The sequence below is a fragment of the Streptomyces sp. NPDC087263 genome, assembly GCF_044744645.1.
Taxonomy (GTDB): Bacteria; Actinomycetota; Actinomycetes; order Streptomycetales; family Streptomycetaceae; genus Streptomyces.
This window is the reverse complement of record NZ_JBIUYT010000004.1, coordinates 588,998-603,825: the sequence shown is the minus strand read 5'-3', so window position 1 is coordinate 603,825 and position 14,828 is coordinate 588,998. Positions and strand designations below refer to the sequence as shown.

At 67.9% G+C, this 14,828-nt stretch carries 17 protein-coding genes, 1 tRNA gene and 1 pseudogene; 8 read left to right on the top strand and 11 right to left on the bottom strand.

The genetic code is table 11. The features are described 5' to 3' along the window. The first annotated feature begins 142 nt into the window (after positions 1-142). Positions 143-2,413 (top strand): transglycosylase domain-containing protein, encoded by a 2,271-nt coding sequence (locus tag ACIPC1_RS16130; protein ID WP_402517278.1) that lies wholly within the window; start codon positions 143-145, stop codon positions 2,411-2,413. A 169-nt stretch (positions 2,414-2,582) separates the two neighbouring features. On the opposite strand, the gene ACIPC1_RS16125 is transcribed toward ACIPC1_RS16130, so the two are convergent. Continuing rightward, positions 2,583-3,050 (bottom strand): GatB/YqeY domain-containing protein, encoded by a 468-nt coding sequence (locus ACIPC1_RS16125; RefSeq protein ID WP_384392584.1) that lies wholly within the window; start codon positions 3,048-3,050, stop codon positions 2,583-2,585. Positions 3,051-3,173: 123 nt separating this feature from the next. On the opposite strand from ACIPC1_RS16125, the gene ACIPC1_RS16120 reads away from it, so the two are divergent. From ACIPC1_RS16120 to ACIPC1_RS16110, 3 genes and pseudogenes are all read left to right on the top strand, one after another. After that, positions 3,174-4,100: a metallophosphoesterase gene (locus ACIPC1_RS16120; RefSeq protein WP_402517275.1), complete on the top strand. Its 927-nt coding sequence runs from the start codon at positions 3,174-3,176 to the stop codon at positions 4,098-4,100. A gap of 421 nt (positions 4,101-4,521) precedes the next feature. Beyond that, positions 4,522-5,317, top strand: a pseudogene (locus ACIPC1_RS16115) (Pr6Pr family membrane protein). A gap of 33 nt (positions 5,318-5,350) precedes the next feature. Beyond that, a tRNA-Pro gene (locus ACIPC1_RS16110) sits at positions 5,351-5,424 on the top strand. Positions 5,425-5,504: 80 nt separating this feature from the next. Here ACIPC1_RS16110 and xerC read toward each other — a convergent pair. The 10 genes from xerC to ACIPC1_RS16060 form a co-directional block, all read right to left on the bottom strand. Next, positions 5,505-6,671 carry a tyrosine recombinase XerC gene (xerC, locus tag ACIPC1_RS16105; protein WP_402517272.1) on the bottom strand — a complete coding sequence of 389 codons (1,167 nt, stop codon included), beginning with the start codon at positions 6,669-6,671 and terminating at the stop codon, positions 5,505-5,507. Next, positions 6,671-6,853 carry a helix-turn-helix domain-containing protein gene (locus ACIPC1_RS16100; RefSeq protein WP_389625924.1) on the bottom strand — a complete coding sequence of 61 codons (183 nt, stop codon included), beginning with the start codon at positions 6,851-6,853 and terminating at the stop codon, positions 6,671-6,673. The genes xerC and ACIPC1_RS16100 overlap by 1 nt, the downstream gene beginning before the upstream one ends. Continuing rightward, on the bottom strand, positions 6,846-8,138 hold the full coding sequence (locus ACIPC1_RS16095) for a replication initiator (protein WP_402517270.1): 1,293 nt from the start codon (positions 8,136-8,138) through the stop codon (positions 6,846-6,848). The genes ACIPC1_RS16100 and ACIPC1_RS16095 overlap by 8 nt, the downstream gene beginning before the upstream one ends. A gap of 164 nt (positions 8,139-8,302) precedes the next feature. Continuing rightward, positions 8,303-8,548 (bottom strand): SpdD protein, encoded by a 246-nt coding sequence (locus ACIPC1_RS16090; protein WP_402517267.1) that lies wholly within the window; start codon positions 8,546-8,548, stop codon positions 8,303-8,305. 25 nt (positions 8,549-8,573) lie between these two features. Beyond that, positions 8,574-8,768 carry a hypothetical protein gene (locus ACIPC1_RS16085; RefSeq protein WP_399210969.1) on the bottom strand — a complete coding sequence of 65 codons (195 nt, stop codon included), beginning with the start codon at positions 8,766-8,768 and terminating at the stop codon, positions 8,574-8,576. Positions 8,769-8,781: 13 nt separating this feature from the next. Further along, the gene (locus tag ACIPC1_RS16080; protein WP_402517264.1) at positions 8,782-8,973 is read right to left on the bottom strand and encodes a mobile element transfer protein; all 192 of its coding nucleotides are present in this window, start codon (positions 8,971-8,973) and stop codon (positions 8,782-8,784) included. A gap of 12 nt (positions 8,974-8,985) precedes the next feature. Further along, positions 8,986-9,597 (bottom strand): DUF2637 domain-containing protein, encoded by a 612-nt coding sequence (locus ACIPC1_RS16075; protein WP_402517262.1) that lies wholly within the window; start codon positions 9,595-9,597, stop codon positions 8,986-8,988. Between the two features lie 86 nt (positions 9,598-9,683). After that, positions 9,684-11,060, bottom strand: coding sequence for an FtsK/SpoIIIE domain-containing protein (locus ACIPC1_RS16070; protein WP_402517260.1), 1,377 nt, complete (start codon positions 11,058-11,060; stop codon positions 9,684-9,686). Continuing rightward, positions 11,060-11,416 (bottom strand): hypothetical protein, encoded by a 357-nt coding sequence (locus tag ACIPC1_RS16065; RefSeq protein WP_402517257.1) that lies wholly within the window; start codon positions 11,414-11,416, stop codon positions 11,060-11,062. The genes ACIPC1_RS16070 and ACIPC1_RS16065 overlap by 1 nt, the downstream gene beginning before the upstream one ends. Before the next feature lie 165 nt (positions 11,417-11,581). After that, positions 11,582-12,370 carry a GntR family transcriptional regulator gene (locus ACIPC1_RS16060; protein ID WP_402517255.1) on the bottom strand — a complete coding sequence of 263 codons (789 nt, stop codon included), beginning with the start codon at positions 12,368-12,370 and terminating at the stop codon, positions 11,582-11,584. Between the two features lie 107 nt (positions 12,371-12,477). Between ACIPC1_RS16060 and ACIPC1_RS16055 the strand changes: the two genes are divergently transcribed. The 4 genes from ACIPC1_RS16055 (at position 12,478) to ACIPC1_RS16040 (ending at position 14,827) form a co-directional block, all read left to right on the top strand. Beyond that, positions 12,478-12,894, top strand: coding sequence for an NUDIX hydrolase (locus ACIPC1_RS16055; protein ID WP_402517252.1), 417 nt, complete (start codon positions 12,478-12,480; stop codon positions 12,892-12,894). A 46-nt stretch (positions 12,895-12,940) separates the two neighbouring features. Further along, positions 12,941-13,369, top strand: a complete 429-nt coding sequence (locus ACIPC1_RS16050; protein ID WP_402517250.1) for an ATP-binding protein — start codon at positions 12,941-12,943, stop codon at positions 13,367-13,369. Beyond that, positions 13,363-13,749, top strand: a complete 387-nt coding sequence (locus ACIPC1_RS16045) for a hypothetical protein (RefSeq protein ID WP_402517247.1) — start codon at positions 13,363-13,365, stop codon at positions 13,747-13,749. The genes ACIPC1_RS16050 and ACIPC1_RS16045 overlap by 7 nt, the downstream gene beginning before the upstream one ends. A gap of 667 nt (positions 13,750-14,416) precedes the next feature. Next, a complete protein-coding gene (locus ACIPC1_RS16040; protein ID WP_402517245.1) occupies positions 14,417-14,827 on the top strand; it encodes a hypothetical protein in 411 nt (136 codons plus the stop codon). The last annotated feature ends 1 nt before the right edge of the window (position 14,828 follow it).

Sequence of the window (14,828 nt, the reverse complement as noted above, 5' to 3'; positions counted from 1 at the left end):
CCCCAACAAGAGTTGGGCCACCTCCGGAACGATTCGGGGTCGCCGGACGTATTGATACATGGCCGCACTGCTGTGACAGTTGTGAGCAGCTTAGGCCAAGGCCTATACGCGTGTCCGGCGATTGAGAACGTAGGCTGCCCCCATGCCAAAGAAGCGCTCGGGCGGTGGTCTGTCGCCATTTCAGCAGGCCACCAAGTTCCTCGGTGTCAGCGTGCTCGCAGGTGCGGTCATGGCCGGAATCGCGTTGCCCGCAGCGGGCGCGCTCGGTCTCGCCGCCAAGGGTTCGGTCCAGAGTTTCGACGACATTCCGGATGAGCTGAAGAGCCCGCAGCTGAGCCAGCGGACCACGATCCTGGACAGCGAGGGCGGCCAGATCGCCACGGTCTACTCGCGCGACCGGACCGTGGTCGACCTCAAGGACATCTCGCCGTACATGCAGAAGGCGATCGTCGCGATCGAGGACTCACGTTTCTACGAGCACGGCGCGGTCGACCTGAAGGGCGTCCTGCGCGCGCTGAACCAGAACGCGCAGAGCGGCGGAGTGTCCCAGGGCGCCTCCACGCTCACCCAGCAGCTCGTGAAGAACTACTTCGTCGAAGAGGCCGGCGACGACCCGACGAAGGTCGCCCAGGCCACCCAGCAGACCCTCGGCCGCAAGGTCCGCGAGCTCAAGTACGCGATCCAGCTGGAAGAGAAGCTCGGCAAGAAGAAGATCCTCGAGAACTACCTGAACATCACGTTCTTCGGCGAGCAGGCCTACGGCATCGAGGCCGCCGCCCAGCGCTACTTCTCCAAGCCCGCCAAGGACCTGAACCTCCAGGAGTCGGCGCTGCTCGCGGGCATCGTCCAGTCGCCCAGCCGGTACGACCCGGTCAACGACGAGGCGGAGGCCACCAAGCGCCGCAACACCGTGCTACAGCGCATGGCCGAGACGAAGGACATCTCGCAGGCGGAAGCCAACAAGGCCATGAAGGCGCCGCTCGGTCTGAAGGTCAGCAAGCCGAACAACGGCTGCATCACCGCGGTCGAGGGCGCGGCCTTCTTCTGCAAGTACGTCGAGAAGGTCTTCCTCAGCGACCCGGTCTTCGGCAAGACCAAGGAGGAGCGGGCGAAGATCTGGAACCAGGGCGGCCTGACGATCCGTACGACGCTCGACCCGCAGGCACAGCAGTCCGTACAGGCCTCGCTCAAGGACCACGTCAACCAGACGGACACGGTCACCGCGGCGGCCACCCTGGTCGAACCAGGCACGGGCAAGATCGTCGGCATGGGCCAGGCGACACCGTACGGCTACGGCAAGAACGAGACCGAGTACAACTACTCGGTCAACTACGACATGGGCGGCTCGAACTTCGGTTTCCCGACCGGTTCGACGTTCAAGCCCTTCGTCGCCGCGGCCGCGCTGGAGGAGGGCCGGCCCGCCACCCAGGAGTACGCGTCGCCGTACGAGATGGACTACCCGAGTCCCGTCCAGACCTGTAACAGCAAACCGTGGGTCAACACGGGCAACGACACGGTGGAGAACGAGGCCGAGTCGGAGGTCGGGCCGTACCGGCTGAAGGACGCGATGGCCAAGTCGGTCAACACCTACTTCGTGCAGATGATCTCCGACATCGGTCTGTGCCCCGTGGTCGACATGACCGACAACCTGCACGTCACGCAGGGCAACGGAGACAAGCTGCCGGAGAACCCGTCCATCGCCCTCGGCGCGGTGGGTCTCTCGCCGCTGACGATGGCCTCCGCGTACGCCTCCTTCGCCGCCCGCGGCACGTACTGCACCCCGATCGCCATCGAGTCGATCACGCAGAAGGTCGGCGAAAGTCAGAAGTCCCTCGCGGTACCGAAGTCGACCTGCACGCGCGCGATGTCCGAGAAGACCGCGGACACCGTCAACACCCTCCTGAGCGGCGTGATCGACTCCGGCACGGGCCAGGCGGCCGGTCTCACCGACCGCGCCAACGCCGGTAAGACGGGTACGACGGACTCCCGCAAGAACGCCTGGTTCGTCGGCTACACGCCGAACCTCGCCGGCGCGGTCTGGGTCGGCAGCGCCACGCAGAAGGTCGAGATGGAGAACATCACGATCGGCGGCGTCTGGCACGACAAGGTCTACGGCGGCCAGGTCCCGGGTCCCATCTGGAAGGACGCGATGACCGGCGCCCTCGATGGCAGGGACTCCCCGTCCTTCAACCTCGTCAACATCCCCGACCCCCCGAAGGAGAAGGACAAGGGCAATGACGACGGGGGCAACGGGGACAACGGCAACGCGAACGGGAACAACGACAACGGCGGCCTCACCACGACCGGTGCGACCACCGGCGGCGGCACCGTCCCGACGCCGTCCTTCTCCGTCCCGGAGGGCTTCCTCCAGGGGCAGAGCAATGGTGGGAACGGGACGGGTGGGCGGGATTAGCCTGCGTACCTGACGGTTTCGGGCCCTGGGTTTGATACGCCGGTGGGGGCGTCCCTGGTTACCAGGGGCGCCCCCACCGGCGTCTGGGTAGGTCGCTGGGTGCGTGCGCTCGCTGGGTGCGTGCGCTCGCTTTGTACGTGCGCTCGCTTTGTACGGTGAGCGAGGTCGCTCAGGCGCCCGCGAGAAGCTGCTTGACCAGGGCGGCGACGCGGCCGCCCTCCGCCAGGCCGGCCACCTTCGGGTTCACGATCTTCATGACCTGGCCCATGGCACGCGGCCCCTCGGCGCCCGCCGCCTTCGCCTCCTCGACAGCCTGGGCGACGATCTGCCGGAGCTCGTCGTCGGACAGCTGCTTGGGAAGGTACGTGGCGAGGATCTCGCCCTCCGCCTTCTCGCGCTCGGCCGACTCCGGACGCCCACCCTGCGCGAAGGCGTCGGCGGCCTCGCGACGCTTCTTCGCCTCGCGGGTGATCACCTTCTGCACTTCGTCGTCGGAGAGTTCGCGCTTGGTCTTGCCCGCGACCTCCTCGTTGGTGATCGCGGAGAGGGTCAGCCGGAGCGTCGAGGAGCGGAGCTCGTCGCGCTCCTTGATGGCGGCGTTGAGGTCTTCCTTGAGCTTCGACTTAAGCGTGGTCATGCCGTCGATTGTCGCAGGTGTGGTGAGACGGTTGCCTGTTGATTTCGGGGGGCGTACGTCGTGTGCGGCAAGGTTGTCCACAGGGGGGCACGTCGGGTTGCCGCGGTCTGACACGATGGACGTATGCGCGCGCTATACGGAGTACCCCTGGGAATCACGGCGGTGGGCGCCGCCGGTCTGTTGTATGCGGCGGGTTTCGAGGCCCGTTCCTTCCGGCTGCGACGGGTGACGGTGCCGGTGCTGCCGCCCGGCATGCGACCGCTGCGGGTTCTCCAGGTCTCCGACATCCACATGGTGAGCGGCCAGCGAAAGAAGCAGCGCTGGCTGCGTTCACTGGCGGGCCTGCGCCCCGACTTCGTCATCAACACCGGGGACAACCTCTCCGACCCGGAGGGCGTGCCCGAGGTGCTGGACGCGCTGGGTCCGCTGATGGAGTTCCCGGGGGCGTACGTCTTCGGTTCGAACGACTACTACGGCCCCAAACTCCGCAACCCCGCCCTGTACTTGTTCGAGAAGACCCAGGGCCGCCACGGTCTGAACGGCAACACGCCGGTGGTCGGCGCCCTCCACAACCCGTGGGAGGGCCTGCGTGACGCCTTCGACACCGCGGGCTGGCTCAATCTGACGAACACCCGCGGGGAGCTGAAGATCGAGGGCGCGTCGGTGGAGCTGACCGGCCTCGACGACCCGCACATCAAGCGGGACCGGTACGAGCGCGTGGCCGGCGGCCCGTCGGAGTCCGCCGACTTCTCGATGGGCGTGGTCCACGCCCCGTACCTGCGCACGCTCGACGCGTTCACCGCCGACGGCTACCCCCTGATACTGGCCGGCCACACCCACGGCGGCCAGCTCTGCCTCCCCTTCTACGGCGCCTTCGTCACCAACTGCGACCTGGACACGGACCGCGTGAAGGGCCTGTCCACGCATACGGCGCAGGGACGGACGTCGTACCTGCACGTCTCGGCGGGCTGCGGGGCGAACCGGTATACGCCGGTGCGGTTTGCTTGTCCGCCGGAGGCTTCGTTGCTGACGCTGGTGGAGCGGAAGTAGGGGGTTGGGGGCGCGGGGTGCGGGGGTGTGGCGGCGGTGACGCGGGGCGTGCGGGTGGTGGCGCGGGTGCGGGGTGCGGGGTACGTCGGCGGGGACGCGGGCGCGTAGGTGGTGGCGCGGGGTCGTGGTCGACTGGCGCTGACTGGACCGCGCCGGGGGCGGGCCCGGGCAGGGCGGAGCTTGCCGGGTGAATCTGGAGGGGGCTGGGTCTGGAAGGGGCTAGGTCTGGGGGCTAGCTCTTGAAGGGGCTGGCCAGGGTTTGATGGAGTCCGCGCTCTGATGGAGCCCGGGGTCTGATGGAGCCCGGGGTCTGATGGAGTCCAGATCTGATGACGTCCAGATCTGATGACGTCAGGCCGATCCGTAACCCACCCAGGTGACCCGTATCGCCCGATTCGTCGATCCGCTTTAGCGTGGGGCCATGATCGCCCCGATCCCCAAGGACATACCCGACCTCCCCGCGATACCGGGTATCCCCGCGCCGGCCCCCTCCATCGTCCCCGCGAGGGCCGTGGTGGCCCCCATACGCCGCCCGGTGGTGGCGACCTTCCGCATCCTCGTGGCCCTCGCGGCGGCGACGGGTGTTGCCATCGACCTGATGCTGGGCAGCCCGCTCCGCGTGCTCAGTTACTTCACGATCCAGAGCAGCGTGCTCGTGGCTGTGGTCTTCGTCGCGTCGGCAGGGCGGGCATGGACGGCTCGGCGACCGCTGCCCGGCGCGGTGACCGGCGGCACCCTGCTGTACATCTCGATCACGGGCCTGGTCTACCACCTGATCCTGGTGAACCAGTCCAGCGTGTTCTCCATGACAGGGGATGCCGCCCCGCTCACCGGCTGGCAGGCGGTGGCCAACCACCTCCTGCACACGGTGACGCCGATCGCGGCCGCGGCGGACTGGCTCCTGCTGACCCGCCCCGCCCCACTGGCCCTCCGCCACGCGGCCACCTGGCTCCTGTACCCCATCGCCTACCTGACCTTCTCCCTGGCCCGCGGCGCGATGATGTCCCCCGGAACCCCGGCGCGCTATCTGTACCCCTTCATCGACGTCGACCAGCACGGCTACCCCAGCGTTCTCGCCAACGCCCTGCTCCTCGGCCTCGCCTTCTACGCCCTCGCCATCCTCCTCGTCGCCCTCGACCACATACGCCCCGACCCGGTCCGCCGCCGGGTCAGACGCCCCGAAAACCGGATTTCGTCTCCAGCCACCGGTGGGCTAAAGTAAACGACGTCGCCGCCACGGCAGCGACAATCGGGGTGTAGCGCAGCTTGGCAGCGCGCTTCGTTCGGGACGAAGAGGTCGTGGGTTCAAATCCCGCCACCCCGACAGCTGAAAACGCAGATCAGAGGGCCCAGTGTGCAAGTTGCACTGGGCCCTCTGACGTTGCTGCGTGTCTAACTGCGTGACTACCGCTCCTGCGTGCGTTTGAAGATGCCGTCCATGACCACGGCACCGGTCTGAATCACGGGCCGGATCTGCTTCCGGTAGACCTCCTCAGTCACGGCCGTGCCCGAGTGGCCTACAAGCCGGGAGATCTCCTCCAGCGGGACGCCCCGGTCGGAGAGCAGCGACACGAAGCTGTGCCGGAGCTCCCGAGGCGTCCACTCATCGACGTTGATCCCGTCAACGTCCTTGAGCGCCTGGCGGAAGGCACGCCGGACGTTGGTCGCATCAAGCGGCTTGCCCACGGCCGAGGAGAAGACGATTCCGTGTTCCTCCCACTTGTCGTCGGCGGCGAGCCGTTCCCAGCCCTGGTCTTCGAATTGCTTCCAGAGCGCTTCGACGCAGCGCGCCGGCAGAGCGAGTGTGCGTCGGGATTTCCGAGTCTTGGTGTCCCCGCCGCGCCGGACCGAGCGCCACACCGCGATGTGCGGAGGCTGCGGCGGATCGGCGTCCGGCGTGGCCCTCAGGAAAACGTGGTCCCAGGTGAGTGCTCGTAGCTCCTCGGTGCGCGCACCGGTCAGCAAGGCTAGGACGATGTACGCGTGCATGGAGGTCCCCTCAGCCCCCTTCAATACGGCCTCCGCCTGGGCGAAGGTGAGCGCCTTGGACGGCCGCCCAGCCTTTCCCTGGGGTACCGAGCACAGCTCGACGACGTTGCGCTTCACCTTGTCCCGGGCCATGGCCCGCTTGACGGAACGGTTCAGGCAGGAGTGGAGCGACTGAAGAGTACGAGTGCTCAGCGCCCTGGCCTTGACGGCGAGCCAGCGGTCTACGTCTTCCGCGCTCAGGTCGCGGAGCTTCCGCGCGCCAAGAGATGGGATCACGTGCTTCTGACTCAGGAGCGTGCAGGTCTCGACCGTGCTCGGGTCGAGGCCCGCCAAGCCGTACGCAAGCCAGTCCGTCACCGCGTCCTTGACGGTGTAGTTGGTGGGCGCGATGGCGAGACCGTCTTCGTGGTCCCGCAACACTTCCTTGAGCTTGTTCTTCGCCTCCGTCTTGGTCCTGCCACTCCCCCGCTTGACGATCCTCTTCCCGCTCGGATCAAAGCCGAGGTTCGCGGTGGCGATCCACCGTTGCCTCTTCTCGTCCCAGTGCAGACCGCCGTCACCACGACTCCGACGCATGGTCATCAGGCAGCACGCTCCATCTGTCCCTCGATGAAGTCGCCAAGGGCGGAAGCGGGAATGCGCCGGCACCGCCCGATGGTGACCGACGACAGACGCCCCGTACGGATCAGGTCGTAGACCTTGGAGCGGCCAAGCCGGAGCCGGGCCATCACCTCCACAACGGTGAGCAGTTCGTCGTCACGCATGCGTCGGTTCTCCTTCAGTTCCGGGCGCGGGTTCGAGGGATTCGGCTAGCCAGGCCTCGGCGGAGGAGAGGCCGGTTCCGGCGAAGGCCCAGTGGGCGAGGACGTACGTCGTCTCCGGCTCGGGGCCGTTTGCTGTTGCCTGCTCGCGGCGCCATTCGGCTCGGGCGGTGCGGAGGGCGCCGAGGGTGGTGGAGTAGCGGCGGGATTTGGTGGAGAAGTGGCCGCGGAAGCCGAGCATGTGGGCCCAGGCCCGGAGGCGGAGGTCTTCGAGCTCTTTGCGTGCGCCGAGGGTCCATGCGGTGCGGATGAGTTGCCGTGCGTGGTCGCTGATGTCGAGCTGGGCCAGCTCGGCGAGGAACTTCAGCGGGCGGTCGAGAGCTCCCGTCGCCGTCTCGGCGCCCTTGGTGGCGTACTTCGCGATGTACGCGGCTACGGCGCGGTCGGTCAGTTCCTGGCCGCCGTCGAAGTCCTTGCTGCGGATGGTGCGGACGTCGAGTTGCCGCCCGAACGTGAAGGTGTGCGCCCGTCCGTCGATAACCGGACCGTCTACGCGGACGTGGGCAGTAGCGGCACCGATGGCGTCGGTGAGCAGCTCGGCGGTTGCCCAGGCGGGAGGCGGGGTGTCGCCGCCCTCGGGCCCATCGATGCGGATGACGGCGTGGAAGTGGACGGCGCCGCGCTTCTGGTACTCGGCGACCTTGGCGAAGGACACCCGAGCGTGCTCGCGGAATGCTCGCTGTGAGAGTCCGGCCCGTTTGGCGACCTCCCGGCGCAGGTAGGTCGAGAAGCGTCGCCACAGGGCCCCGGCGTGCGCGTTCCAGAGGATGGCCGCTTCGTAGTCGTACGTGTCCGGGTTGAGCGGGGTGCCGAGCGCGGCGTCGTCCTGGTCGTGGTGGACGCCGCACCGGCAGCGGCGGACCGAACCGGCCGAGCCGGTCGGGCGGTTGTGGACGGGGCCGAAGCTGGGTGCGGTGAAGGTGGCGAAGACGCGAGGGTGTGCGGCGACGCGTTCCGGGGTGCCCTTGCCGCCGCGCAGGCCGGAGGTGATCAGGTGGAAGGTGTCGCGGCGGTAGACCTCGGCGCAGGCCGCGCAGCGGGTCGTACGGCGGTTGTTGCAGCGGACCAGGAGGTGACCGGCCGGGAGGGTGGAGGAGTCGAGGCGGTGGAGGACGTTGCCGATCTCGCCGGTTCGGGTGTTCACGTCGTACTCGGTGCGGTGGCCGTCGAGGCGGATCGGGTGGGTGCAGCCGCCGAGGCCGGACAGCTGCCGGAGCAGTGCGGGCATGGTGCCGAGCACGGCCAGCTCTCCGAGTTCGGTCAGCGGGGGCGGGGTGGCGCGGGTGATGATGGGTTTCTCCTTCTGGCTTCGGTCAGGAGGGGTAGGGCCCCCGGGGCGGCGGATGCTTGGCGGTATCGAGGCGGTCCCGGGGGTCTGCTGATCAGCGGCTTTCAGCGGCGGTGCTGGTCGCGGAGCATCGAGCGCAGGACCACGGCGGCGATGGCGACCGATATGGCCGTGACGGCGACGGCCGCCAGGAGCGCGGTCAGGACGACTCCGCCGGCGAGGACGGCCGCGACCGCACCAGGGCTGATGGAGATCTGCGGGGCCGCACGTCGCACGGGTGCCGGATCGGCCGGGGTGTGGATGTGCGCGGGCGGCGGGGTCGGGTTGTCGGGATACTTGGGCAGGAACACGGCGAACCCCTTCTCATCTACTCGTCTAGTCGTGTGAACCGTTTATGACGTCCACGCCGGAGCGCGTGCCGGACTCGATGGCCGGAGCCATGAAGGTCTGCGAGAGCCAGAAGCCGAAGAGTGCGATCAGGACGACGATCCAGGTACGGACGCCGAGGAACTTGACCGCTCCCCAGGCGAAGAAGCCGAGGACGACGACGAGCGGCAGGCTGACGGTCAAGGGGTAAGTCCTTTCAGCGCACGCGGCATTGGTGGGTGCGAGCGGCCAGTTCGGCGGCGGCGCGGCTGTCGTAGTCGGCGGAGAAGCCGCAGCGCGGAGCGGTGCAGGCAGCGGTGTGTTTCTCACGGCCCCGGCCGTCGTAGGACGTGCCGACCTGAACGGGGCCGATACGGGTGACGGAGCGGAAGCGGCGGTTGGCGGTCACGCGGATCTCCTTTCAGAGGTGAGCGGCGATGGCTTCGGCCATGGGTGCGGGGACGCCGAGTCGGGCGCGGAGGGTCGGGATGTCGATGACCGCTCCCGTACGGGTCTGGTGCTCGGCGGCGACCTTTCGGGCGTGCTCGACCAGGGCGGCCGGGACGGGCACGACGGGTGGGACGGGTGTCGGATCCACGGCGGGTTGCGCGGGTGGCTCGGGTACGGGTTCGGCGTCGTCCTCCTGGGCCACGGCGTCCTCAGCGGTTGTCGGCGCCGAGTGGGCGAGGAGCGTTCCGCCGAGGAAGGCGACCGCGGGCCAGCCCGCGACGAGGATGCGGAGCCAGGCCGGCACTTGGTTCATGTCGAGGAGTCCGGCGGTGGCGACGTTCGCGCCCAGGGACGCGGTCAGCGCGATGACGAACCAGCACCACCCGGCCGCTTTCGTGTCACCGGTCCGCAGTCGGCGCCAGGCAGCGACGAGCAGCAGGTCGACGGAGATGGGATACGCCCACGCTTTCCATCCGCCCTGACCGGCCGCCGCAGCGATGTCGTGCAGGTGGGCGAAGGACAGCGCTGCGGCGATGACCGCTTGGACGAGCACCGCGTCGACACGGGCGAGTTGGGCGCGCATGCTGCGGCTCCTTCCGGGTTCAGGCATGGCAGGGGTAGGGAGCTGGCGCGAGGGCGGTCACGCCGACCGGGGTTGGGAGGGGAAGGTCAGTCGGTCACTGGACGCGGCTGGACGACCGGCTTCGGCGACTCGACAGGTCGTACGGGCACGTCGGGCCGGAAGGGCTTGAGCGCGGGCAGGTCGGGCACCAGGTGCGCCGACTCCCGGCAGACCTCGGCGGCATCGCCGAGGGACAGGTAGGGCGTGCGGATGCGGGACCAGCCGCCGGACGTGTCACCGGCCACGGCCAGGCCGGGCCGCTCGGGAGCGATGCCGCAGGCGGCGGAGACCGCTTCGGGGGCGATGTCGCCGAGTGCCATCTTGGCGGAGGCTTCGTCGTTGACGCGGTGGCAGACACGGCCGGTCAACTGGGCCCGAAGCATCGTCGCTCCCTTGCCCAGCTCGGCGCCGAACCGCTGCCCGCAGACCTCCAGGTAGATCCCGGCGGCACGGCCGAGCTGGGCGAGCCGGATGAGCTGAGTGACCATCTCGTCCCGCCGTTCCTCGTCCTTGCGTGTGGCGACGAGGAAGAGTTCGGCGACCTCGTCGACGAACAGCACGATCGGCACGGGGCGTTCGTGTTCGGGCAGGCCCCAGACGTCCGAGGTGATCTCCTCGGCGGGCATGCTGGACGCGATGCCCTGCCGGGCTTTGATCAGGTCGTACCGGTCCTCCATTTCCTTGATGAGGGCGGGCAGCAGTTCGGCCGCCTGCTCCGGGTCGGTGGCCAGTGCCGAGAGCCGCGAGGCGAACGGAGCCAGCTCCACGCCCCGCTTGCAGTCGATGCCGACCAGGGCAACGGGTTGCCGGGCGAGTCCGGTGACGAGATGGCGCAGGTACATGGACTTGCCGGACAGCGTTGCGCCGAGGGTGAGTTGGTGCGGAACGGTCCGGTAGTCCCGTACGAAGGGGGTGGCGTCCTCGCGCAGAGCTACGGGGACCTTGAGGAGCCCGGACACGGCCTTACGCGGCATCTTCACGTTCCGCAGCACGTCAAAGCCGACGAGCCGCAGCTCGACCACACCCGGCTTGACGGTCGTGACGTAGACGGCGTGAACTCCCCAGGCGTGCCGCAGCCGTTCGGCCGAGGCGGCGACGTCGGTGGGTTCCTGCCCGGGGGCGAGCCGCAGACGTAACCGCAGCCCGGTCGAGGTGGGCCGGATGATGCCCCGACGGGGCGGTACGGGGCGGACCTCGCGGCGGGTGGTGGCCTTGACCGCCATCACTCGCAGTCGGGACGGAGCCACGGTCAGGCCGCATGCTTCCATGACCGAGCTGTAGGAGCTGAGCAGCCGGGCCGTTGATATCGGCAGGCCGACCGTGGACCAGTAGATGCCGGGGTGTTGGGCCCGGGCGTAGGCAGCCCCGCCGCCGAGCGCGGCGACAGGACCACCCACCTCCAGAAGCGTCGTCAGGTCGGTCATCAGGCCGTGGCCCCTATGCCGGCCGGGAAGGCCGCCGGAGTGACAGCGGCGGCGCGGAACGCGATGCCGTGCCGCTGCTGCCCGTTGAACACGCTCTCCCACGGCCGGGCGACCAGCCCCGGCAGCGAGACGGGAGCTCCGAGGGCGAGCCCCTCGGAGACACCGCTCTCGGGAACGGTGACCTTGATGAGCGAGGACTCCCCCTCCTCGATGTAGACGACGCCGAGCGTCATCAACGCCTCGCCGCTGACGACGTCCTTGGCGATCTCACCGGTCTGACGGTCGCGAACCTTGGGCTCAGGAGCCTCGGTCAGCAGGATCGTCGCGGCGGAGGTCTCCACACGGATGGTGCGCAAGATTTCTTCCTATCTACTCGTCTATACAAGATGCAGCCTTCGAACCCGATCTCCGGGAACGACAACCACCCTGCCACACAACTTGCCCACTCGTCTATACGAGTATGCCTGTTGGGGCGTACGAGTTCGGAGAAGGAGCCTCGCGCACCACCGCCGGTCATGCGGTCACGTCGCCGGGAGCTGGTACGACAGCACGTAGGCGTCAGCTGCCATGACCGTGTCGCAGACCTCCACAGCCCGCCCTTCGGTGTCGTACGCGGTACGGATCAGGTGAATGACCGGCACGCCTGCGGCCAGCCGGAGCGTCTTTACCTCGGTGGGCGAGGGCATCCGGGCCCTGATCTCTTCCTCGAAGTGGTCGAGGCGGTGGCCGAGTTCCTCAAGGCGGGCGTAGATGCCGCCGGGGCCTGGGTTGGGCTCGGCGATCGGGGTGTCCCGGGCGATGTCCAGCGGGAGGTACGAGGTGGCGAACTCGACCGGCTTCCCGTCGAGCAGGTACCGGCGCCGTCGCGCAAGCACGCGTCGTACGGAACCCAGCCGGGCGGAGATGTCCTGGCTGGCCTTCTCCTCCTTGACCTCAAGGCCGTCGACCTGGGGGTGACTGCCCGCGGCGTCCGCTTCGACGATGAACGCGGACTTCCCCTGCTCGCGGTGGCGCCGGGCGAACCGGTCGGAGGCCAGCCGGCGGACAGGCGGGCGCGGCCGTACGAAGACGCCCTTGCCGTGCTCCGCGTGCACCAGGCCCTCGCCCTGGAGGATGGAGAAGGAGTTTCGGACCGTCATACGGGAAACCCCGTAATGGTCGACGAGCTCGGCTTCCGAGGGCAGCTTTTCACCCTCTGTGAATCGCCCACGGTCGATGGCCTCGCGCAGCTGGTCGGCGATCTGCCGGAACACCGCACGATCGCTCGTGGGGTCCAGATCGCCGAGCTGGCTGGTCGGAAGTGAGGTCACGTTTACTCCTTTAGGTATCTAGACGAGTGGGCGAGTGTTGTTGCTACGGTGGAGAGCCTAGCCATCCGAGAGGGCCGAGGAACTTGAGCACTGACCGTCCGCACTCCGTGAGCGTTGCCGGAGTCATCATCGACGACCAGCGCCGGGCCCTCTTGATCAAGCGTCGCGACAACGGCCAGTGGGAACCCCCGGGCGGCGTCCTCGAACGCGACGAAACCATCCCCGAGGCACTCCAACGCGAAGTCCTCGAAGAAACCGGCATCAAGATCGCACTTCCCGCGACCCTCACCGGCGTCTACAAGAACATGACGGGCCTCATCGTCTCCCTGGTCTTCCGCTGCGAAGCCGCCAACGGCACGCCCACCACCGGCGACGAGACCCGCGCGCTGCGCTGGGCCACCCGCGAAGAGGTCATCGAACTCGCCGACGAGGCATACGCAATCCGCGTCCTGGACGCACTTGACTCCCTCGACGGGGCATCCCCGCCGGCCATCCGCGCCCACGACGGCGTGAAACTCGTCTAGCCCGAACCCGCTACACATGGCGGCCTACCAGCAAAAAGGAACTTGTATGCACGAGTATACGAGCACTGCGCGGGTCTGGGGCCTCACTTGCCCAGGTTTCCCAGAAGAGGTGAGCCGGGCCCGCCGCTGGACGCGCGACATCCTGTGCGGTTCACCGCTGGCCGAGGACGCCGAGCTGATCGTGAGCGAGCTGAGCGCGAACGCGATCCTGCACACGGCGAGCGGTCGGGAGGCGGGCAGCTTCCATCTGGCCCTGGCGGTGTCCTCGCAGGTGGTTGCCCTGTCGGTGACGGATGCCGGGGGAGTCGGTACGGCTCCGAAGGTCGAGCACCAAGACCAGGAGGCGGAGCACGGGCGGGGGCTGGGCATGGTCAGCGCGATCGCACACCGGGTCGTGGTCCACGACAGCGACGGCGGCCACACGGTCACCGCGGAGCTCTTTACGGACACGCACCGGGGAGGACACCCATGCTGACCAACGGCATGCGGCCAGGGTTCTGGTGCGAGTGCTGGACTCAGAACCTCGAAGCGCAGGAGGCTCGACCCGCACTCCGGGCGTCCTTCGACGCGTACTCGCCTCCCCAGGCGGACAGGTGGGTTGCTGTCGCACTGCGGACGATCTCACCAGCGCTCGACCCCGAGGCTTCCGACGAAGCGTGGGTCTGGCTCTATCAAGGCCGTATCGCCACACGGCACGCACTCCTGCGTGGAGAGCCTTGCACGGTCGCCGTGACCCACGGGACTACCCGCATCACGTGGACGATCCGACCGGTGCTCTTCCTACCACTCGCTCACCGACAGGGCGCCGAACTCCCAGCCTGCGCATACGACTTCAAGCCCCACGCGTCCAGCTGAGTTACAACTTTCTCTACTGGTTCAAGGCCCGGCTGCGCTCCGCTCCGCCGGGCGCGCTTCCCGGCTCTGGCTGCTCCCGCGCTCCTGCCTTCGGCCCGCTCGGCGCTGCCGCCGCCGACGCGCGCCCACATATGGATAGGGCCGGGTAGCCATGAGTCGAGCACCGCATAGGCACGACCGCGGGCAAAGGAGTGCCTCCGGCGGGGGCGCTCAGGCTCCGAGATGGCGGGGGCGCCGTTCGCGAGTGCCGGCCGCGTAGTGGCGTGCGTGGGGTGCTCCCATCCCGTCCGCCATCGACCCAGGCAGAGCCGAGCAGTCGCGGCCCAGGGCGTCAAGGTCGTTCGTACAGTGGCGCGCTCCACCTTGACGCCCTGAACCACGCCCGCTCCACGGTGTGTGGGTCGACGGCAGACGGGATGGGAGCTGGGGGTGAGTGGTGGGTCAGGGAGCTATGTACCGTCTCCGCAGACGATCACAGGGGAGGGATCAAGTGTTGAGTGATCTCCAGTTCAGTTGGAGTCTGACCGGATCTGATTGGGCAACGTATCGAATCGCCGATGGTGAGTCGAAGCCCGGCCCGGCGGACTGTGTATCTTTGCCCGATCACGCGACACGCCGCTACCTCGGCGCTAGCCTCGTCTAGGTAGCCGTGTAGGTAGGGGGAAGCGTGAACGAGTTGGAACTTGCTCAGTTTGCAGCGCCAGCAGCACAAACACTCCTGACAACAATGCTCACTGACGGGTGGCAGCTCGTTAAAGGGCGTCTTGTTCGCATCGTTTCCGGAAGGGGAGGGGACCCCCAATCGGCCGGGCAGAGCCTTGATGACCTTCGCCAGCGAGCAATCGCGGACGATTCGCCGGAAGCCCGCGAGCAAAGAAGAAGCGAAGTCTTTGCCCTACTGTGCGCAGTCATTTCTAGAGACCCCGATGCAATTATGCCCCTAAGGGAACTTCTAAACGAGGTGGAAGCCAATTCCGCGTCGATTGACGCTGAGAAGATTCATCAGAATGCGACGGTTCGCGACAATGGCGTGAATTTTCAGCAGATTAGCGGCACCCAGAACTACGGTTCGAGTTAGA

Bases quoted from the DNA above. Each gene is read 5' to 3' on its own strand.
- ACIPC1_RS16130 (WP_402517278.1), top strand. From the start codon at position 143: ATGCCAAAGAAGCGCTCGGGCGGTGGTCTGTCGCCATTTCAGCAGGCC.
- ACIPC1_RS16125 (WP_384392584.1), bottom strand. From the start codon at position 3,050: ATGACCACGCTTAAGTCGAAGCTCAAGGAAGACCTCAACGCCGCCATC.
- ACIPC1_RS16120 (WP_402517275.1), top strand. From the start codon at position 3,174: ATGCGCGCGCTATACGGAGTACCCCTGGGAATCACGGCGGTGGGCGCC.
- xerC (WP_402517272.1), bottom strand. From the start codon at position 6,671: ATGACCATGCGTCGGAGTCGTGGTGACGGCGGTCTGCACTGGGACGAG.
- ACIPC1_RS16100 (WP_389625924.1), bottom strand. From the start codon at position 6,853: ATGCGTGACGACGAACTGCTCACCGTTGTGGAGGTGATGGCCCGGCTC.
- ACIPC1_RS16095 (WP_402517270.1), bottom strand. From the start codon at position 8,138: ATGCCCGCACTGCTCCGGCAGCTGTCCGGCCTCGGCGGCTGCACCCAC.
- ACIPC1_RS16075 (WP_402517262.1), bottom strand. From the start codon at position 9,597: ATGCGCGCCCAACTCGCCCGTGTCGACGCGGTGCTCGTCCAAGCGGTC.
- ACIPC1_RS16070 (WP_402517260.1), bottom strand. From the start codon at position 11,060: ATGACCGACCTGACGACGCTTCTGGAGGTGGGTGGTCCTGTCGCCGCG.
- ACIPC1_RS16050 (WP_402517250.1), top strand. From the start codon at position 12,941: ATGCACGAGTATACGAGCACTGCGCGGGTCTGGGGCCTCACTTGCCCA.
- ACIPC1_RS16045 (WP_402517247.1), top strand. From the start codon at position 13,363: ATGCTGACCAACGGCATGCGGCCAGGGTTCTGGTGCGAGTGCTGGACT.